Source organism: Cryobacterium sp. Sr8 (assembly GCF_004403225.1).
GTDB lineage: Bacteria > Actinomycetota > Actinomycetes > Actinomycetales > Microbacteriaceae > Cryobacterium > Cryobacterium psychrotolerans.
In genome coordinates, this window is record NZ_SOHO01000063.1 from 1 (window position 1) to 18,723 (window position 18,723).

The window sequence follows — 18,723 nt, forward strand, 5'->3', positions numbered from 1 at the left end:
CCGCACCGACGATGGCCGAGACATCCTGCGAGAGCAGGTCGGTCACGGAAACGGTCGCGGTGTCGGTCGTGGTGTCGCCCGAGTCACGGAAGACGGCTTCGACCTTCATCCCGAGGTTCGCGTCGTTGATGTCGTTCACGGCCAGCTGCACGCCGGCTTCTTCGGGCGGGCCGAGGAAGGCCAGGGCGCCACTCTGGGGAAGAATCGTGCCGATCTTCAGGGTGAGATCGCGGTCGCCGGCCTTGACCGTCTTGGCGTCACCGCTCGCAGCGGGGGCCTTGTCACCGGCGGGTTCTGCGGCGGTGCCGCTGCAGCCGGTGAGCAGAAGTGCACTGACGCCGACCATGGCGATACCAGTGACGACGGCCCGGACTGAGCGGGAGGCCGAAGCCTTCGCGAGTACGCTCNTTACATCACGGCAGCCGAGTGGCTGCCGTTCAGTCACAGTAGGCATAGCACCTGCGGGTAAACAAGGAAATCGGCTCCAAGTTGAGCAAACCGTCCCAAATCGTTACGAAAAACGATCAATACGCATCAAATCGTTACGAACGCTCCCCCGTCGCGCCGACAAAGCGAATCTCCTGCTTGTCCGCGAGTGCAGCGAGGCATTCGCCCCAGGACGTGCAGGCCGTCGGCCCGGATGCGACGAAATCGAGCCTCGAGGCGACGGACGGTCCCCCGTCGTCGCCGGCGACGGTCGCGGCGAGCGCGGCCGTGACGACGCCGTCAAAGGCCTCCGCCCCGCCAACAAAGCCGGTCAGCCCCGGGTCGGCCGAGCGAAGCCGCTTCGCGAACGGGTTGCCCGGGGCGATGGGCTTTCCATCGTGCATGAAGTCGCCGAGCGGAAGGATCGCGATGTCCGCCGCCTCGAGGGCCGCCACCGCCGCCTCGGGCACCTTCACGGCGGGATCCCAGAGCACCACGTCGACCTTGCGGGCGATGAGGTTGGTCAGGGCGACATCGAGGTCGCCCGCCGAGTTGCGGTGGACCAGCTCAAGCGGCTTGCCCAGAACCCCGCCCTGCTCGGTGATCTCCCGCAGGGCGACCTCCGTCCCGGCGACCTGGGCCTTTCCCGTTGCCGCGGCATCGCCGGTCATCGGGAACATGGTTCCCAGGCGCAGGATGCCGTCACCCGACGGGGCGGGCACCGGCAGTGCCGTCGCGGACGGAGTCGGCTTCGGGGTCTTCGGGGCCTCGGGGGCGGTGCATCCGGTCAGGCCGACGACCAGGGCTAGGGCCCCGGCGATGACGACGGGGAAGGCGCGGTACGTCATCTGGTGTGTCCTTTCACAGCGGGGTACGCCTTCGAGCGTACCGTCCACTCAGGCAGGCTCGAGGGATGCCCGGCGCGGTGCGCGGCCCGTGGCGATCATGTCGACGGTCAGGATGAGCAGCGCGAGCCAGACCAGCCCGAAGCCGGCCCAGCGCTCGGTGGGCATCGGTTCGCGCAGGATGACCACGCCGACGAGGAACTGCAGGAGCGGCGCGAAGTTCTGGATCAGCCCCAGGTAGCTCAGCGGCAGGCGTCGGGCGGCCGCGGCGAAGAAGAGCAGGGGCACGGCGGTGACGACCCCGGATGCGACGAGGCCGAACGTGTGCCACGGCGAGACCGTGCCGAAGGTGAGGCCGGACATCATGCCGACCACCACCAGCTGGATGACCGCGATCGGAGCGAGCCAGGCCGTCTCCAGGGTGAGCCCCGCGACGGCATCGACGTCGCCGCCGACGCGCTTCTTGATCAGGCCGTAAAAGCCGAAGGAGAACGCCAGCACGAGCGAGATCCAGGGCAGCCGGCCGTACCCGATGGTGAGCACGACCACGGCGAGCAGGCTGACGCCGACGGCCACCCATTGGAGGCGCCTGAGCCGCTCCTGCAGCACGAGCACGCCGAGGACGACCGTCACGATCGGGTTGATGAAGTACCCCAGCGCCGCCTCGACCACGTGGCCGCTAAGCGCGGCGAAGACATACGTCTGCCAGTTGATGAAGATGAGCAGGCCGGCGAGTCCCATCGTCCAGACGACGCGGGGCCTCCGCAGCAGGCCGAGGAGCGAGCGCCATTGCCGGGTGACGGTGATGATGAGCGCGCAGAAGACGAGCGAGAACAGCACCCGCCAGGCAACGACCTCGAACGCCGAAGTCGGCACGAGCAGGATGAAGTAGAGGGGCAGGAGCCCCCAGAGGGAGTAGGCGAGGACCGCGAAGATCAGGCCGGTGCTCTGGTCGCTGCGCGGCGCGCGCCCGGTGCGCCCACCTTTCGCCGCAGCGGTCCGTGTCGGCTCGTCATCCATCGTGTATCCCTCCGAACGTGAAGAATCCCGGATGGCGATGCCATCCGGGATTCAACGATAACGCGGGGGGGTGACTAGCGAACGACGACCGCGAGCACGTCGCGGGCGGACAGGACGAGGAGGTCCTCGCCGCCGAACTTGACCTCGGTTCCGCCGTACTTGGAGTAGATCACCTTGTCGCCGACGGCGACGTCGAGCGGAATGCGGTTGCCGTTGTCGTCAATGCGGCCGGGGCCGACTGCGACAACTTCACCCTCCTGGGGCTTTTCCTTGGCGGTGTCAGGAATGACCAGACCTGACGCGGTGGTCTGCTCTGCGTCGACCTGCTTGATGACGATGCGATCCTCGAGCGGCTTGATGGAGACCGACACGGTTGACCTCTTTCTTAACGAAGTTTTGGGTTAGCAGACTCACAGCGAGAGTGCTAAAAACGAGTTTAGGGCTCATCTGGCACTCACGCAACGTGAGTGCCAGACACGGGCGGGCTTGGTAGGTTTGCGGGATGGATCGCTCTGAGCTCGTCGAGCTGTTGTCGCCCGAGGGTTTGCGCCTGTTGGACTCGTTGCCGCCGTATGAATCGACGGTCGATGTCGTGCGGATGGTGAGCGACCTGCGCAAGGCCGGCCACCCGCCGGGCCTGGTCGCCGCGGTGCTGAGCCAGTCCCGGCTCCGCGCCAGGGCCGAAGCCAAGTTCGGCGAGTTCGCCGGGCGGATGCTCTTCACCGAGGCCGGCCTGGAACAGGCCACCCGGTTCCGGGTCGCCGCGCTGCACGCCGGCCGGTTCGTCGCCGCCGGCACCCACCGGGTCGTCGACCTCGGCTGCGGGATCGGCGGGGATGCGATGGCGATGGCGGCGATGGAGCTCACGGTGACGGCCGTCGACGCCGATGAGGTCACCGCCGCGGTCGCCAGCTACAACCTGGCCCCGTTCCCGAGCGCGACCGTGCTCAACGCCGAGGCGGAGAGCATCGACCTCGACGACTTCGACGCGGCCTGGCTCGACCCGGCCAGGCGCACGGCCGGACACACGAACACCTCGCGGCTGACCAGGCCGGAGGACTACTCCCCCTCGCTCGACTGGGTCTTCGGCCTGGCCGAGCGCCTGCCAATCGGCGTCAAGCTGGGTCCCGGCCACGACCGCGACCTCATCCCGGCCGACGCCGAGGCGCAATGGGTCTCCGTCGACGGCAAGCTGGTCGAAATGGGCCTGTGGTTCGGCGTCCTGGCCCGGGACGGGATCCGCCGCTCGGCCCTGCTGCTCGGCCCCGACGGTGTCGCGGAGCTGACCGCCCCCGCCGACAGTGAAGACGTCGGGGTCGGCCCACTCGGCAACTACCTGTACGAGCCCGATGGTGCGGTCATCCGCGCTCGCCTGATCGGCGACCTCGCCCGCTCCCTCGATGCGCACATGCTGAGCGAGGGAATCGCCTACCTGACCTCCGCCGCCCTGCAGCCGACCCCGTTCGCCTCGGCCTTCCGCGTGCTGGAATCACTGCCGGTCGACGAGAAGAAGCTGCGCCTGGCCCTGCAGGAGCGTCGCATCGGGACGCTGGAGATCAAGAAGCGCGGGGTGGATGTCGACCCCGCGACCCTGCGCGCGCGCCTGCGCCTGAAGGGCCCCGAGTCGGGAACCCTCGTGATGACCCGCGCCGGCGGGCACCGTGTCGCCCTGCTCGTGGAGCGCGTTCGTTAGCGGGACTTCGCCCGTCCGGCGTTCCCGGCCCGGCGTCCCTCAGGCCAGCGCCGGAAGCAGCACCTGGGTGATGTAGACGATCCAGCCGACCGCGATGGCCAGCCCGGCCACTCCGGCCACGAGTCCGGAAACCCACCAGGTCTTCGCCCGGCACTCCAGGCTCCGACCCACCAGGGCCAGAATGACGGCGGCGAGGGCGAAGGTGGCACCCCAGATGCCGAAGATGCCGAGCAGCAGCCCCAGGAGCCCGCACACGAACGACGCGATCGAGAAACCGCGCCGGTTGACCACCGTGTGAATCTCGTCCTCGGTGTACACGCGGGGCACCCATTCGGTGGGTGCCGTCATCGTGGACTCCCAGGCGAGCTCGCCCTCGACCTGCACCGGCGGGCGGGTCAGATCGAGGCGGAAGTCCTCCGGCGACCTGAGGTCGCGGTCCTGCCCGGTCATGTCGGTTCCTTAGAAAGCCAGGTGCGCGGCGCCGAGGCGACGGCGCCCACCGTCGGTGATTGTGCGATCAGTACTGAGGTGAGGGCAGCGTGCCCGGCTGGTAGCCCGCGAAGAAGATTCCCCAGAGCACCAGGCTGAGCAGGGCCACGGCGGCTCCGACGATGCCGGTGATGATGCCGGTCAGCCAGAGGCCCCTGGCCCGGGGTTCCCTGGACTTGCCCAGGAAGCCGAGGACAACGGCTCCCGCGGGGAAGAACAGGCCCAGGACTCCACCCACGAAGGGAATGAACGCGATGGGCGATCCGAGGATGCCGATGACGCCGGCGACGAGTGACAGCACGCTCAGGATCGGCGGCTTCTGTGCCGGGGCACCGGCATACGGACCGGCGGCCGGCATGCCGTACCCCGGAGAAGGCGGCGTGGGCGCGCCGTAGGCCGGCGGCGGCGTGGGCGCGCCGTAGGCCGGCGGCGGCGTCTGGGCGCCAGAGGCCGGCGAAGCCGTCGGCGGATCGGCAGGCGGAGCTGCGGGCGAGGCCTGCGGCTGCTGGGGAACCTGGGGAACCTGGGGCACATCCGGAACCTGCGGAACGTCCGGCACCTGCGGGACCTGAGGGCGGTCGGGGTTGTTGGGATCGGTCATGGTGAATCCTTCCACTGAAGACGGGGTTGCCGCGGACCCGCTGCGGCGGTCTAACCGGTCATCGACGACGACGTTTCGTACGCGGCCATCACGACGAAGAAGAAGATCACCGCCGCGATGCCCGCCAGGAGGCCGAGGTAGCCGAGGATGAGGCCGGCGATCGCAAAACCGCGGCCCTTCTCCTGGGTCCGGCCGATCTGGCTGAGCCCGATGTGCCCGGTGATGATGGCCACGAGCGAGATGCCCAGGATGCCGGTCACCATCGCGATGATCGACAGCACATTGTACTTCTCCTGGCCCGGGTACGGCTGGCCGTAGGGCTGCTGGCCGTACTGCTGCGGCTGGCCGGCGGGCTGCTGCGGCTGGTAGGCCGGCGCCGCGGGCGGTACCGCGGGCGGTCCGTAGCCGGGCGGGGGCGGCGGCTGGTTCTCGGACGGCGGCCCAACGGGCGGCATGGTGGGATCGGTCATGAGGACTCCTTCTGTGATCCGGACGAGAGCAGGCCGGTCACGAGCAGATCGAGGCGGCGGTGCCAGAATACCGCGAATCCCCGGGTGGGGCGCCGGTTTCAGACCTGGATGTCCGACACCGGCAACGTCGAGTCCGCGCCGAATCCCAGCGAGGAGGGTTCGTGCCCGGCCACGATCAGCTGCGCCCCGAGCGCCGCGATCATCGCCCCATTGTCGGTGCAGAGCGACAACGGGGGGATGCGCAGGGCGATCCCGGCCGCATCCGTGCGCTCCTCGGCGAGCTCCCTGAGCCGCGCATTCGCGATCACACCGCCGCCCAGGAGCAGACGGGGCACCTCGAGGTCGACACAGGCGGCAACGGCCTTGGTGAGGAGGATGTCGACGACGGCCTCGCGGAAACTGGCCGCGACATCCGCGATCGGCACGATCTCGCCGGCATCCTGGCGCTGTTCGACCCAGCGCGCGACCGAGGTCTTGAGGCCGGAGAAGGAAAAATCGTAACGGTGCAGGGCCATGTCCTTGGGTCGGCTCAGCCCGCGGGGGAAGCGGATCGCCTTCGGGTCGCCTTCAAGCGCCGCGCGGTCGATTTCGGGTCCGCCGGGGTAGGGCAGGCCGAGGATCCGCGCCACCTTGTCGAAGGCCTCACCGGCCGCGTCGTCGATGGTCTCCCCGAGCAATTCCACGTCGGAGACCAGGTCGCGCACCAGCAGCAGCGAGGTGTGGCCGCCGGAGACGAGGAGGGCGATCGTGGGGTATTCGAGCGGCTCGTCCGCGTCGTCGGCGCCGTTCCGCAGCAGGTCGACTCCGACGTGGCCGACGAGGTGGTTCACGGCGTAGATCGGCTTGCCGAGGGCAACGGCCAGCGCCTTCGCTGCGCCGACCCCGACCATGAGCGCCCCGGCCAGCCCCGGCCCGCTGGTCACGGCGATGGCGTCGAGGTCCGTAAGCCGGATGCCGGCCTCCGCCACGGCCGCGGAGATGGCCGGGACCAGCTCCTCCAGGTGCGCCCGGGCGGCGACCTCGGGAACCACGCCGCCGTAGCGGGCGTGTTCCTCCATCGAGGACGCGATCGTGTTGGAGAGCAGGGTGGTGCCGCGAACGATTCCGATCCCGGTCTCGTCGCAGGAGGTCTCGATGCCGAGCACGAGCGGGTTCAGGCGATTCATCCGGTGGCCTCCATCGTCGGCGCGGGGATGACCAGTCGCATGACGATTGCGTCAACGTTGTCTGGTTGGTAGTAGCCGCGGCGCACGCCGACCTCGGCGAAGCCGAGCCGTTCGTACAGGCGCTGCGCCGAGGGGTTGTCGGCGCGCACCTCGAGGAAGACCTCGCGCGCGCCGCGCTTCCGCGCCTCGCCGATCAGGGCCTGCATGAGCGTGCGGCCGAGTCCGTGGCCGCGGGCCGCTGGAGCGACGGCGATGGTCTGGATGTCGCCCTCCGGCGCTCCACGCGGGGCGAGCAGCCCGGCGTAGGCCTCGATCCGCCCGGGCTCGTCCGGGGGGAACGCGACGAGGTAGTAGCAGTTGGGGTCGGCGACATCCCGGGCCATCATCTCGGGCGACCAGGCATCGTTCTCGAACGTGCTCGTCTCGAGGGCCATGATCACGTCGACGTCGGCGGGCGTGGCGTGCCGCAACTGCCAGGTCATCGGCTCACCCGCTTCGGGCCGGCCGAGATGGTGACGTCGGGCGAACGCAGGTAGAGCGCTTCGTCGGCGGCGAACGGATGCCCCTCGAAAAGGCGCAGCGCCGCGACCCGGCCGAGCTCGCCGGCCGATACCGCGGCGGCGTCGAACCGGGGCAGGCCGCCATGCGCCCACTGTTCCCCCAGCAGCACGTCCGGTTTGGCCACGCCCGGGCCGTCGCTGCGCTCGGGCAGCCCGGCGGCGTCCGTCCCGCTGTACGCGGACCAGTAGACCTCGCGGCGACGGGCATCCGTGACGACGAGGAGGCCGCCGGTGTGGCCGGCCTGATACCGGCCCCAGGCGATGGCGTCGTGGCTGATCACCGGCAGGAACGGCCTGCCGGCGCCGAGCGCGAAGACGCGGGCCGCGGCGATCCCCACGCGGAGGCCGGTGAACGGCCCGGGGCCCATGCCGCCGACCACGCCGGTGAGCGCGCGGGCATCCAGCCCGGCCTCGCGGAGGCAGTCCTCGATCAGCAGGCCCACGGCTTCAGCGTGCCGCATGGTGTCGTCGGTGCTCCGTTCGGCGAGCACGTCGCCGCGGAGGTCGACGACGGCGACGCTCGTGCCGGCGGAGGTGTCAATGGCGAGAAGCACGCTTTCAGCCTAAGCGGTGGGCCCTGCCTCGCGCGCCCACTCGACGTCGCCGGCCCAGCGGGGGCCGACGGCGGTGATGGTGACGGTGCGGGGTTCGTCGAGGTCGAGGTCGCTGTCGATCGGCGTCTCGGCCGGGGAGGGTGCAGCCTGGGAGGCGCCGAGGGGGCGCTCGATCTCGATGTCCAGCCACGAGTCGGTGATGCCGTCCAGCATCCCGCGGCCCCATTCGACCACGACGATGGAGCCGGCGAAGTCGATGTCGAGGTCGTCGAGCTCGACGGCGCTGGCGAGGCGGTAGGCGTCCACGTGCACCAGAGGGGGCCCCCAGGCCGTGCTCGGGTGGGTGCGGGCGAGCACGAACGTGGGACTGGTGACCGCGCCCCGCACGCCCAGCCCTTCGCCGAGCCCGCGGGTGAGCGTGGTCTTGCCGGCGCCGAGCGGGCCGGTCAGCACGACCAGGTCCCCGGCGCGCAGCCGGCCGGCGAGGGCGCGGCCGAACTCGTGCATGGCTTCGGCATCGGCAATCGACCAGGTCGCCGGTGTCGGGGTCGGGTGGGATGGCATGGCCGCTCGCCTACTCCGCCGCCCGGTAGCTGCGCGGAACGCGCCGGCCGATCCGGGTGACGATGTCGTAGTTGATCGTGCCGGCCGCGTGCGCCCAGTCGTCGGCGGACGGAACCCCGCTCGCCGGGTCGCCGAAGAGCACCACCTCGTCGCCGACGGCCACCGGCTCCAGCCCCACGCTGACGACGAACTGATCCATGGCGATGCGGCCCACGACGGGGTGGAGAACGCCGCCGATGCTCACCTGGGCGCGCCCGGACGCCTGTCGAGGCACGCCGTCGGCATAGCCCAGCGGCACCAGCGCGAGGGAGGAATCCACCGGCGCGCGCCAGGTGTAGTCGTAGGAGACGCCGGTGCCCGCGGGAACGTGGCGCACGGCGGCCACCCTCCCTCGGAGCGTCATCGCCGGCACGAGGCCGAGGTCCGCCGAAGACGCGTCGTCGAAGGGCGAGAGTCCGTAGATGCTGATGCCCAGGCGCACCATCGAATAGCGGGCGGCGGGCAGGCGCAGGGCCGCGGCCGACGCGGCGAGGTGGGTGAGTTCGGGCGTGAGGCCGACGGCGGCCGCGAGGGCGAGACCGCGGTCGAAGCGCGCGATCGCCTCCGTGTCTTCGGCCGGTGACGCGTTGGAGAGGTGGCTGAAGATACCGCGCACGCGCACCCGGCCGGATCGTTCGAGTTCGGCGGCGAGGGCGAGCACGGGGGCCCACTCCGATTCCTGCACGCCGTTGCGGCTGAGCCCGGTCTCGAGTTTGATCTGCACGGATGCGGTGCAATCGAGCGTTGCCGAGGCATCCGCCACCTGCTGCAACTGCACGGCCGACGAGAGGCCGAGATCGACGTCGGCGGCGATGGCCGCGGACCAGTCCGTATCCGGGTCGTGCAGCCAGGCCAGGACCGGCGCCCCGATGCCGGCCTCCCGCAGTTCGAGGGCCTCCGCGATGTCGGCGACGCCGAGCCAGTCCGCGCCGCCCGCCAGAGCGGCCCGGGCAACGGGAACGGCGCCGTGCCCGTACGCGTTCGCCTTGACCACCGCCATCGTGTGCGCGGTTCCGGTCAGCGCGCGCAGGTGCGCGACATTGGCCGAAATGGCGTCGAGGTCGACGACGGCCTCCCGGTAGCCGGTCATGGTCCCTCCATCACCACGAACGCGCAGGCGACCCCGGCGTCATGGGTCATCGTGAGGTGCACGCCGCTGATGCCCCGGTCCGCGAGCACGGCGAGGGCACTGCCGTGCAGCACGAACCCGGGGTTGCCGTGGCCGTCGGTGACGACCTCCAGCTCCTGCCAGGTGATCGCCTGGCTGTCGCCGAGGGCCTTGACGAAGGCCTCCTTCGAGGCGAACCGCGCGGCCAGGGAGTGGATCGGCAGTCCGCGCTCGCTTGCGGTGAAGAGGCGCGGGACGAGCCCGGGGGTGCGCTCGACCTGCCGCTCGAAGCGAGCGAGGTCGACGATGTCGACGCCGATACCTCTGATCATGCGCACCCCGTGTTCATGCGTCGGCTACTCGACCGTGACGGATTTCGCGAGGTTGCGCGGCTGGTCGACGTCGAGTCCCTTGGCGATGGACAGTTCCATCGCGAAGATCTGCAGCGGAACCACGGCCAGGAACGGCTCGAACAGCGGCGCGGCGAGGGGAATGTGGATCACGGTGTCCGCGAACGGCAGCACGGCGGCATCCCCGATTTCGGCGATCGCGATGATGCGCGCGCCACGTGCCCGGATCTCCTGGATGTTGGAGACGACCTTGGGGTGCAGGTGTGCGGAGCCGCGCGGGCTCGGCACGATGACGAACACGGGCTGGCCCGGCTCGATCAGGGCGATCGGGCCGTGCTTGAGCTCTCCGGCGGCGAAGCCTTCGGCGTGGATGTAGGCGAGCTCCTTGAGCTTGAGCGCGCCCTCCATGGCGATGGGGAAGCCGACGTGGCGGCCGAGGAACAGCACCGCGCGGGTGTCGGTCATCCACTGGGCGAGCTGGCGGATCGAGTCAGCCTCGAGCAGGGTGGTGGCGACCTTGTCGGGGATCGCCTGGAGTTCGGCCGTCTGCACCGCGAGCTCGGCTTCGGTGAGGCTGCCGCGGACCCGGGCGAGGTGCAGGGCGAAGAGGTAGAGCGCGGCGATCTGGGAGACGAACGCCTTCGTCGACGCGACGGCGACCTCGGGGCCGGCGTGCGTGTAGATGACCGCATCCGACTCGCGGGGAATCGTTGCGCCCTGGGTGTTGCAGATCGAGATGGTCTTCGCGCCGGCCTCCCTGGCGTACTTGACGGCCATCAGCGTGTCCATGGTTTCGCCGGACTGGCTGATCGACACGACGAGGGTGTCGTCGGTGATCACCGGGTCGCGGTAGCGGAATTCGTGGCTGAGTTCGACGTCGACCGGCACGCCGGCCCATTTCTCGATGGCGTACTTCGCGGTCTGGCCGGCGTAGGCGGCCGTTCCGCAGGCGATGATGACGATGCGACGGATGCCCGCCAGCACGTCGTCGCCGAATTCGGTCAGCTCGGGCACAACGACGTGGCCGTCGGTGATGCGTCCGCGCAGGGTGTTCGCAATGGCATCGGGCTGCTCGGAGACCTCCTTGGCCATGAAGCTGGACCAGCCGCCCTTCTCGGACGCGGAGGCATCCCAGGCAACCTCGAACTCCTCGCACTCGACGGCATTGCCGTCGAAGTCGGTGATGGTGACGAGGTCGGGCGTGATCGTGACGATCTGGTCCTGGCCGATGGCGAGGGCGCGGTGCGTGTACTCGACGAAGGCTGCGACGTCGGAGCCGAGGAAGTTCTCGCCGTCGCCGAGGCCGATCACCAGCGGTGAGTTGCGGCGGGCGCCGACGACGACGCCGGGCTGGTCCTGGTGCACCGCGAGGAGGGTGAACGCTCCGTCGAGGCGGGCGACGACGGTGCGGAAGGCCTCGCTCAGGTCGCCGACGCGCTGGTACTCGCGGCCGAGCAGGAGGGCCGCGACCTCGGAGTCGGTTTCGCTGGTGAAGGCGAAGCCCTCGGCGAGGAGTTCGTCCCGGAGCGGCCCGAAGTTCTCGATGATGCCGTTGTGGATGAGGGCGAGCCGGCCGTTGTCCCCGAGGTGCGGGTGCGCGTTCTGGTCCGTGGGGCCGCCGTGCGTGGCCCAGCGGGTGTGCCCGATGCCGGTGCGCCCGTTGTTGATCGGGTGCGCCTCGAGCTCGGCGGTGAGCATGGCGAGCTTGCCGGCGCGCTTGGCCGTGTTGAGCTTTCCGTCGTCATCGATGACGGCGATCCCGGCGGAGTCGTAGCCCCGGTATTCGAGTCGGCGCAGCCCCCCCATGAGGACTTCCACACTTTTGCTGTCTCCGACATATCCCACGATTCCGCACATGCACCCGATTTTAGTCGGACTAAACTGAGTGGAATGTCCGAGCCGGTTGTGAGCAATGCAAACAGCGGTCACGGCACCCCATTTGTCGAGCTCGACCGTGCCGATTGGGCCGCTCTGGCTCACTCCACCCGGCTTCCGCTCCGGGAGACGGAGATCGTTCAGCTGCGCGGGCTCGGCGAGCCGCTCGACCTGAACGAGGTCTCCGAGGTCTACCTGCCGCTGAGCCGGCTGCTCAACCTCTACGCCGCCGGCGCCCGGCAGCTGCACCGGGCCACGAGCGACTTCCTCGGCGAGCGGGCCCAGCCCACCCCGTTCGTGATCGGGGTCGCCGGATCCGTCGCCGTCGGCAAGTCCACCATTGCGCGCCTGCTGCGGGAGCTGCTTGCCCGCTGGGAAGACACCCCCCGGGTGGAACTCGTCACGACCGACGGCTTCCTGTTCCCGAACGCCGAGCTCACCCGCCGCGGCCTGATGGAGCGCAAGGGGTTCCCCGAATCGTACGACCGGCGCGCCCTGCTCCGGTTCGTCGCCGCGGTTAAGAGCGGCGCCGAAGAGGTCAGGGCCCCCTTCTACTCGCACCTTCGCTATGACATCGTGCCCGACGCCCAGATCGTCGTGCGCCAGCCCGACATCCTCATCGTCGAGGGCCTGAACGTGCTGGCGGCGCCCGGCCCGGGGCAGGGCCTGGCGGTCAGCGACCTGTTCGACTTCACGGTGTACGTGGATGCCCGCACCCAGGACATCGCCCGCTGGTACGAGGAACGCTTCCTCAAGCTGCAGCGCGGCGCATTCGCCAACCCGAAGTCGTTCTTCCACCGCTATGCGGAGCTGAGCGAGGACGAGGCTCGGGCGCGGGCCCGGCAGATCTGGGGCAGCATCAACGAGCCCAACCTGCTGCACAACATCCGACCCACCCGCTCGAGGGCGACCCTCGTGCTGCGCAAGGACCCGAACCACGCCGTCTCGAAGGTGCTCCTCCGCAAGGTCTAGCCGCCCCTATCCCCGCGAAACCGCAGTTGTGTGCGTCAAACCCGTCGAATAACGCGCACAACTGCGGTTTCGCGGGGGTGTGTGGAGGGCTAGTTTGCCAGGCGCTTGAGGACGATGTCGGCGAGGCTGTGCGCGAGCCGGTCGGCTGTCGCCTGGTCGGCCGCCTCCACCATCACGCGCACCATCGGCTCCGTACCCGAGGGGCGAAGGAGCACACGGCCCGAGTCGCCCAGCTCGGTTTCGGCAGCGACAATCGCGGCGGCGATGACGTCGTCGGAGTGCAGGGCACGGTGGTCGACGCCGCGCACGTTCACGAGGATCTGCGGGTACACCGTCATGACGGAGGCGAGTTCGGCGATCGTCTTGCCGGTGCGCGCCATTTCCGCGACGAGGTGCAGCCCGGTCAGGATGCCGTCGCCGGTCGTGGCGAATTCGGTCATGATCACGTGGCCGGACTGTTCGCCGCCGAGGGAGAGCCCGTCGGCGTTGAGCGCCTCGAGCACGTAGCGGTCGCCCACCTTGGTCTGGATGACCGTGATGTCGTTGGCCGCCATGGCCTTCCGCAGGCCGAGGTTGCTCATCACGGTCGCCACCAGGGTGCGGTCCTTGAGCACGCCGCGTTCGGCCATCGACACGGCGAGGATCGCCATGATCTGGTCGCCGTCGATGATCTTGCCCTCGCGGTCCACGGCCAGGCAACGGTCGGCGTCGCCGTCGTGGGCGATCCCGATGTCGGCGCCGTGTTCCAGCACCGCCCTGGCGAGGTTGTCGAGGTGCGTCGAGCCGACGCCGTCGTTGATGTTGATGCCGTCCGGGTCGGCGCCGATCACGGTGAGCGTGGCGCCGGCATCCGTGAAGACCTGGGGCGAGACGCCGGCCGCGGCGCCGTGGGCGCAGTCGAGCACGACGTGGATGCCGTCGAGGCGATTGGGCAGGGTGCCGAGGAGGTGCACGACGTAGCGGTCCTCCGCGTCGGCGAAACGGCGGATGCGACCGACGTCGCCGCCGATGGGCATGAGCACATCCATCGAGAGGTGGGCCTCGATGCGGTCCTCGACGTCGTCGGGAAGTTTGGTGCCGCCGAAGGCGAACAGCTTGATGCCGTTGTCGGGGGAGGGGTTGTGCGAGGCGGAAATCATCACGCCGAAGTCTGCGCCGATGTCGGCGATGAGGAATGCGGCGGCGGGCGTCGGGATGACCCCGGCGTCGAGCACGTCCACGCCGGAACTGGCCAGGCCTGCGGCGACCGCGGCGGAGATGAACTCCCCGGAGACGCGCGGGTCGCGCGCGAGCACGGCCACCGGACGGCGGCCTTCTGCCCGGCGTTCCTCGGCGCGACGGCCCTGAGTCAGGACGGTGGCGCTCGCCTGGGCGAGGCCCAGGGCCAGGCCAGCCGTGAGATCACGGTTGGCCAGGCCCCGGACACCGTCCGTGCCAAAAAGTCGAGGCATAGTGCCGTCGGCTAACGGATTAACGCTTCGAGAACTGCGGAGCCTTACGGGCCTTCTTGAGTCCGGCCTTCTTGCGCTCCTTGACGCGAGCGTCACGGTTGAGGAAGCCGGCCTTCTTGAGGATGGCGCGGTTGTTCTCTTCGTCGATCTGGTTGAGCGAGCGCGCGATGCCGAGGCGAAGTGCGCCGGCCTGGCCGGAGGGGCCGCCGCCGGTGATGCGGGCGATGACGTCGTAGCTGCCCAGGAGATCGAGGACCTTGAACGGGTCGTTGATCAGCTGCTGGTGCAGCTTGTTCGGGAAGTAGTCGTTCAGCTCGCGGCCGTTCACCGTGATGGTGCCGGCTCCGGGAACGATGCGCACGCGGGCGATGGCCTGCTTGCGCCGGCCAACGGCTGCGCCGGGGACGGTGAGGATGGCGCGGGGCGCCTTGGTAGCAACTTCAGCGGGAGACTCGGTCGAGTAACTCTCCGGAGCCGCGTCAATCTGGTCTGCGATTTTCGCCACGATGGTGTGAATCCTTTTTCTTAGAGTCGAGAAGTCTGGAGGCCGGCGCTACTGCGCGACCTGGCCGAGGGTGTACGGCTTGGGCTGCTGCGCAGCGTGCGGGTGCTCCGGGCCTGCGTAGACCTTGAGCTTGGCCAGCTGGGCGCGGCCGAGCGAGTTCTTCGGCAGCATGCCGCGAATCGCCTTCTCAACTGCACGCGTGGGGTGCTTCTCGAGCATCTCGGAGTAGTTGGTTGCCGTCAGGCCGCCCGGGTAACCGGAGTGGCGGTAGGCGATCTTCAGTTCGAGCTTCTTGCCGGTGAGGGCAATCTTCTCGGCGTTGACGATGATGACGAAATCTCCCATGTCCATGTGGGGAGAGAACGTGGCCTTGTGCTTGCCGCGGAGGAGAACGGCGGCGTGGCTGGCAAGACGACCGAGAACGATGTCTGTGGCGTCGATGACGACCCAGTCGTGCTGGACTTCGCTTGCCTTGGGTGTGTAAGTGCGCGTCACTAGTGTGCTGCTTTCTTTTTTCGAACGGAGGTGTTCGTGAATCCCGCTCCGGGTGTGTTCTAGAAGAAGAACACGATCGATGGAGGGCTCACGTTCGTGTGCCTGGCTGCAACGCACAGACACCAAGGGTCAATAATAGTCGGCCGGCGCCGGACTCGCAATTCGGGCGGCGCGCGCTCAGGCGGGGAAGGCGTCCGGGTGTACCCGTCGGGCCCTGGTTTCGACCGCGCGCATGGCCAGTTCGGCGTCGTCAGGGTATCCGACCTGGATGAGCGACAGCCCGTGCGGCGCCATCACATTGAAGTCCCCGCTCGGGCGCTCCCGTTCGAACCGCAGGTCGATGAGGCGCGCCGGGTCGAGCTTGCCCTCCCCCACCGCGACGCAGGCGCCGACGAGCGAGCGCACCATGCTGTGGCAGAACGCGTCGGCCTTGACCACGGCGACGAGCACCCCGTCGGGGTCGCGGCGCCAGCTGAACTCCTGCAGGGTACGGATCGTCGTGGCCCCGGGGCGGCGCTTGCAGTAAGCGGCGAAGTCGTGCAGCCCGACGAGGCTCGCGGCCGCGGCATCCATCGCCCCGGCGTCGAGCTCGTGCGGATACCACGTGGTGCGCAGGCGCTGCAGCGGGTCGTGCAGGGCCCCGCGGTCGGCGATGCGGTACTCGTAACGGCGCCAGAGGGCCGAGTAGCGGGCGTCGAATCCGGCGGCCGCCCGGCGCGCGCGGACGACGACGACGTCGGGCCGATTGACCAGGATGCCCCGCAGCCGGTGGTGCAGCTCGGCTCCCAGTTCGAGCGTGGCGGGGCGCACCCCGATGCCCTGGCGCGGGCGCACCAGGCCGTCGGCCTGCTCCGCGGTGAGATCGACGTGGGCGACCTGCCCGAAGGCGTGCACCCCGGCATCCGTGCGCCCGGCGACCGCCACCGTCGGCCCGGGCGGGTAGCGTTTGAGGATCGCCGCGAGCCCGGACTGGATCTCGCCCTGCACCGTGCGGAAGCCCGGCTGGATGGCCCAGCCGGCGAAGTTGGTGCCGTCGTAGGCGATGTCGAGCCGGATCCGGATGCTGTCCGTGGTCTCCGGGCGCCGGGAGACGTCATCCGGGGCTCGATTCACAGTCCCAGCCTAAGCCGCCGCGCGGCCCGCTAGAACTCGAGCGTGAACGCGAACTCCCGGTTGGTCGGCGTGAACCCCATGCCGGTGTACAGGCCGAGGGCGCCCGTCGCGCTGGCGGAGTCGACGTCGAGGGTCGCCCGCTCGTGGCCGGCCGCGCGGGAGGCCGCCAGCTGCACGGACAGGAGCGCCTGGGCGATGTGCCGGCCGCGCCAGTCCCGCCGCACCCCGACCAGGCTGATGTACGAGCCCGGGAACCCCTGGCGCTCCCAGTCGTCTTCGTTCACCGTGGTGAGGATGAAGCCCACGATCTCCTCGGTGCCTCCCGGGCCGGGGCCCAGGGCGACGAAAGACAGGTCGCCGCGGAACACCTCTGCCCCCACGAATGCGTCCCAGCCCTCGGCGCTGACCGGCTGGCTGGACCAGTGGTCCATGAACACCTCGTCGCGGGCGGCATGGACGGCCGCCGAAAGCTCCGGCGTGTAGGGCGCGATCCGGATGCCGTCGGCGAGCGCGAACTCCCGGATCGGGTCGGCGAGCACCCGTTCGAGGGCGAGGAAGTGCCGCGCGAGGGTCAGGCCGCCGCGCTCGTACAGGCGGGCGTTCTGCGGTGCGCGCTCGTCGCTGAACGCTATGACCCACCCGGGCAGCGTCTTCGGCGACGACGCGAGCTGCTGCTTCGCCCGGCCGAGCTGCCAGGCGAGGAGTTCGCGGCCGATCCCCCGGCCGCGCAGTTCGGGGTGCACCCCGCCGTGCAACACCGAGCGCACGAGCGTCTGCTGCCCGGGCGGGAACATCACCATCCCGTTGGCGACGATGCGGCCCTCGGCATCCAGGCCGACGAGGGAATCCAGCGCCGGGTTGAAGTGCGAAAAGCCGAAGTCTTCGGCGATCTCGTCCCGCGTGGCCAGGTAGTTGGGATGGTCGACCTGGCCCATGGCCCGGTCGAGCTGCCAGATTCCGTCGATGTCGGCGACCGTTGCCGGGCGCCAGGCGGCGACATCCGGATGCGAGGGGAGCGGCAGCGACTCCGGGGCGCTGACGCGGTCGCGAAGCGGACGCACAGTGTCAACCATGTGCCAACCCTATTCCCGGGCCGGGTCAGAACTCGAGCGTGAACGCGAGCTTCCGGTGAACCGGCTGGAACCCCATGCCGGTGTACAGGCCGAGGGCGCCGGTGGGGCTGGCCGAGTCGACGGCGAGCGTCACGCGCTCGTGCCCCAGGGCGCGCCCCGCCTGCAGCTGGGCGGCGAGGAGAGCCTGCGCGATGTGCTTGCCGCGCCATCCGCTGACCACGCCGACCAGGTCGATGTAGCTGCCGGTGAAACCCTGGGTCTTCCAGACGTCTTCGTTCGCGGTGGTGAGCACGAAGCCCACGACCTGTTCCTGGCCGCTTGGGGCGGTGCCGAAGGCAACGAAGGAGAGGTCGGGCCGGAACCAGCGCGACCCCACGAAGGCGGCCCAGTTCTCGTCGCTCATCGGCTGGCTGGCCCAGTGGTCCATGAACGCGTCGTCGCGCGCGGCGTGCACCGCGGCCGAGACCGCGGGCGTGTACGCGGCGATGCGGATGCCGTCGGCCGGTTCGACCGCGCGGATCGGCTCGGCGAGCACCCGTTCGAGCGAGAGGAAGTAGCGGGCGAGGTTCAGTCCGGCGCGTTCGAACAGCCGCGCGTTCTGCGGGGCGCGCTCGTCGGCGTAGAGCAGGATCCAGCCCGGCAGGCGTTTGGCGGAGGAGGCCAGCTGCTGCTTCGCGCGGTCCAGCTGCCAGGCGAGCAACTGCCGCCCGATGCCGCGGCCGCGCAGCTCGGGGTGCACGCCGCCGATCGCGATCGATCGCACCAGGGTCTCCTGCCGGGGCGGGAGCAGCACCACGCCGTTGGCGACGATGCGCCCGTCCGCGTCGAGGCCGACCAGCGAGTCCAGCTCCGGGTGGAAGTGGGAGTAGCCGAAGTCGGCGGCGATTGCGCCGCGCGTGGTGAGGTAGTTCGGGTGGTCGAGCCGACCCATCGCCTGGCGGAGCCGCCAGATTCCGTCGATGTCGGCGTCGGTCGCCGGCCGCCACTCGGCGACATCCGGATGCTCCGGCAGCGCCGGTTCGGTCGGCGCGGTGACGCGCTCGCTCAGCGGACGCAGTTCTTCAGCCATCCGTCCAGCCTAGCGACGCCCTCGCCCGCGCGCCCTCTCCCCCTTCGCCACCTCCCCCGCGCCACCTCGCCCGCGCGCCCTCTCCCCCTTCGCCACCTCCCCCGCGCCACTTCCCCAGCCCCCGCGCGCGCAGGGCCATTCCACGTTGAGTTGCGGAAAAAGTACCTTCAATTTCGAAACGCCCTCTGCGTCAGGCTGATTGTGAGTCAGTTCACGATCAGAAGGAGGCAGGGGAATGTCGATAAGCCCAGGATTCACCACGGCGGAGATCCGCGAGTTCGTTCA

The 18,723-nt window shown here is 69.7% G+C and carries 22 protein-coding genes; 2 read left to right on the forward strand and 20 right to left on the reverse strand.

From position 1 onward, the window contains the following. The 4 genes from E3T54_RS12795 to groES all read right to left on the reverse strand — a co-directional run. Positions 1-346: ABC transporter substrate-binding protein (locus E3T54_RS12795; protein WP_241977220.1), on the reverse strand; the 346-nt coding region annotated here is incomplete at its 3' end. A 196-nt stretch (positions 347-542) separates the two neighbouring features. Then, positions 543-1,274: an ABC transporter substrate-binding protein gene (locus E3T54_RS12800; protein ID WP_134476023.1), complete on the reverse strand. Its 732-nt coding sequence runs from the start codon at positions 1,272-1,274 to the stop codon at positions 543-545. 48 nt (positions 1,275-1,322) lie between these two features. Next, complete coding sequence (gene rarD / locus E3T54_RS12805; RefSeq protein ID WP_134476024.1) at positions 1,323-2,291, reverse strand: EamA family transporter RarD; 969 nt, start codon at positions 2,289-2,291, stop codon at positions 1,323-1,325. A gap of 74 nt (positions 2,292-2,365) precedes the next feature. Continuing rightward, entirely contained in the window at positions 2,366-2,662 is a 297-nt protein-coding gene (gene groES, locus E3T54_RS12810; protein WP_066597535.1) for a co-chaperone GroES, read from the reverse strand. A 131-nt stretch (positions 2,663-2,793) separates the two neighbouring features. Here groES and E3T54_RS12815 point away from each other — a divergent pair, with 131 nt between their 5' ends. Beyond that, positions 2,794-3,984, forward strand: a complete 1,191-nt coding sequence (locus tag E3T54_RS12815) for a class I SAM-dependent methyltransferase (RefSeq protein WP_134476025.1) — start codon at positions 2,794-2,796, stop codon at positions 3,982-3,984. Positions 3,985-4,023: 39 nt separating this feature from the next. Here E3T54_RS12815 and E3T54_RS12820 read toward each other — a convergent pair whose 3' ends face one another. The 10 genes from E3T54_RS12820 to glmS all read right to left on the reverse strand — a co-directional run bounded on the left by E3T54_RS12820 (position 4,024) and on the right by glmS (position 11,742). Next, positions 4,024-4,434: a hypothetical protein gene (locus tag E3T54_RS12820; protein ID WP_092322313.1), complete on the reverse strand. Its 411-nt coding sequence runs from the start codon at positions 4,432-4,434 to the stop codon at positions 4,024-4,026. A gap of 67 nt (positions 4,435-4,501) precedes the next feature. Further along, a complete protein-coding gene (locus tag E3T54_RS16985; RefSeq protein WP_134476026.1) occupies positions 4,502-5,074 on the reverse strand; it encodes a DUF4190 domain-containing protein in 573 nt (190 codons plus the stop codon). Between the two features lie 50 nt (positions 5,075-5,124). Further along, positions 5,125-5,544, reverse strand: coding sequence for a DUF4190 domain-containing protein (locus tag E3T54_RS12830; RefSeq protein WP_134476027.1), 420 nt, complete (start codon positions 5,542-5,544; stop codon positions 5,125-5,127). A gap of 98 nt (positions 5,545-5,642) precedes the next feature. Further along, entirely contained in the window at positions 5,643-6,710 is a 1,068-nt protein-coding gene (gene tsaD / locus E3T54_RS12835; RefSeq protein ID WP_092322318.1) for a tRNA (adenosine(37)-N6)-threonylcarbamoyltransferase complex transferase subunit TsaD, read from the reverse strand. Next, on the reverse strand, positions 6,707-7,192 hold the full coding sequence (rimI, locus tag E3T54_RS12840) for a ribosomal protein S18-alanine N-acetyltransferase (protein WP_134476028.1): 486 nt from the start codon (positions 7,190-7,192) through the stop codon (positions 6,707-6,709). The genes tsaD and rimI overlap by 4 nt, the downstream gene beginning before the upstream one ends. Further along, positions 7,189-7,824 (reverse strand): tRNA (adenosine(37)-N6)-threonylcarbamoyltransferase complex dimerization subunit type 1 TsaB, encoded by a 636-nt coding sequence (gene tsaB, locus E3T54_RS12845; RefSeq protein WP_134476029.1) that lies wholly within the window; start codon positions 7,822-7,824, stop codon positions 7,189-7,191. The genes rimI and tsaB overlap by 4 nt, the downstream gene beginning before the upstream one ends. Positions 7,825-7,833: 9 nt before the next feature. Then, a complete protein-coding gene (tsaE, locus tag E3T54_RS12850; protein WP_134476030.1) occupies positions 7,834-8,388 on the reverse strand; it encodes a tRNA (adenosine(37)-N6)-threonylcarbamoyltransferase complex ATPase subunit type 1 TsaE in 555 nt (184 codons plus the stop codon). A gap of 10 nt (positions 8,389-8,398) precedes the next feature. Next, positions 8,399-9,517, reverse strand: a complete 1,119-nt coding sequence (alr, locus tag E3T54_RS12855; RefSeq protein ID WP_092322324.1) for an alanine racemase — start codon at positions 9,515-9,517, stop codon at positions 8,399-8,401. After that, complete coding sequence (locus E3T54_RS12860) at positions 9,514-9,867, reverse strand: holo-ACP synthase (RefSeq protein WP_134476031.1); 354 nt, start codon at positions 9,865-9,867, stop codon at positions 9,514-9,516. The genes alr and E3T54_RS12860 overlap by 4 nt, the downstream gene beginning before the upstream one ends. A gap of 24 nt (positions 9,868-9,891) precedes the next feature. Next, the gene (gene glmS / locus E3T54_RS12865) at positions 9,892-11,742 is read right to left on the reverse strand and encodes a glutamine--fructose-6-phosphate transaminase (isomerizing) (protein WP_134476032.1); all 1,851 of its coding nucleotides are present in this window, start codon (positions 11,740-11,742) and stop codon (positions 9,892-9,894) included. A 33-nt stretch (positions 11,743-11,775) separates the two neighbouring features. Between glmS and coaA the strand changes: the two genes are divergently transcribed. Beyond that, the gene (coaA, locus tag E3T54_RS12870) at positions 11,776-12,732 is read left to right on the forward strand and encodes a type I pantothenate kinase (RefSeq protein WP_092322330.1); all 957 of its coding nucleotides are present in this window, start codon (positions 11,776-11,778) and stop codon (positions 12,730-12,732) included. Positions 12,733-12,821: 89 nt separating this feature from the next. Here the strand turns inward: coaA and glmM are convergent, their stop codons facing one another. The 6 genes from glmM to E3T54_RS12900 form a co-directional block, all read right to left on the reverse strand. After that, positions 12,822-14,183 (reverse strand): phosphoglucosamine mutase, encoded by a 1,362-nt coding sequence (gene glmM, locus E3T54_RS12875; protein WP_134476033.1) that lies wholly within the window; start codon positions 14,181-14,183, stop codon positions 12,822-12,824. 19 nt (positions 14,184-14,202) lie between these two features. Beyond that, positions 14,203-14,688 (reverse strand): 30S ribosomal protein S9, encoded by a 486-nt coding sequence (rpsI, locus tag E3T54_RS12880; protein WP_092322334.1) that lies wholly within the window; start codon positions 14,686-14,688, stop codon positions 14,203-14,205. Positions 14,689-14,736: 48 nt separating this feature from the next. Next, positions 14,737-15,183 (reverse strand): 50S ribosomal protein L13, encoded by a 447-nt coding sequence (gene rplM / locus E3T54_RS12885; protein ID WP_092322337.1) that lies wholly within the window; start codon positions 15,181-15,183, stop codon positions 14,737-14,739. 177 nt (positions 15,184-15,360) lie between these two features. Continuing rightward, positions 15,361-16,296, reverse strand: a complete 936-nt coding sequence (locus E3T54_RS12890; protein ID WP_134476034.1) for a tRNA pseudouridine(38-40) synthase TruA — start codon at positions 16,294-16,296, stop codon at positions 15,361-15,363. A 29-nt stretch (positions 16,297-16,325) separates the two neighbouring features. Continuing rightward, positions 16,326-17,369 carry a GNAT family N-acetyltransferase gene (locus E3T54_RS12895; protein WP_134476035.1) on the reverse strand — a complete coding sequence of 348 codons (1,044 nt, stop codon included), beginning with the start codon at positions 17,367-17,369 and terminating at the stop codon, positions 16,326-16,328. A 25-nt stretch (positions 17,370-17,394) separates the two neighbouring features. Beyond that, the gene (locus E3T54_RS12900) at positions 17,395-18,438 is read right to left on the reverse strand and encodes a GNAT family N-acetyltransferase (RefSeq protein ID WP_134476036.1); all 1,044 of its coding nucleotides are present in this window, start codon (positions 18,436-18,438) and stop codon (positions 17,395-17,397) included. Positions 18,439-18,723: the final 285 nt, after the last annotated feature.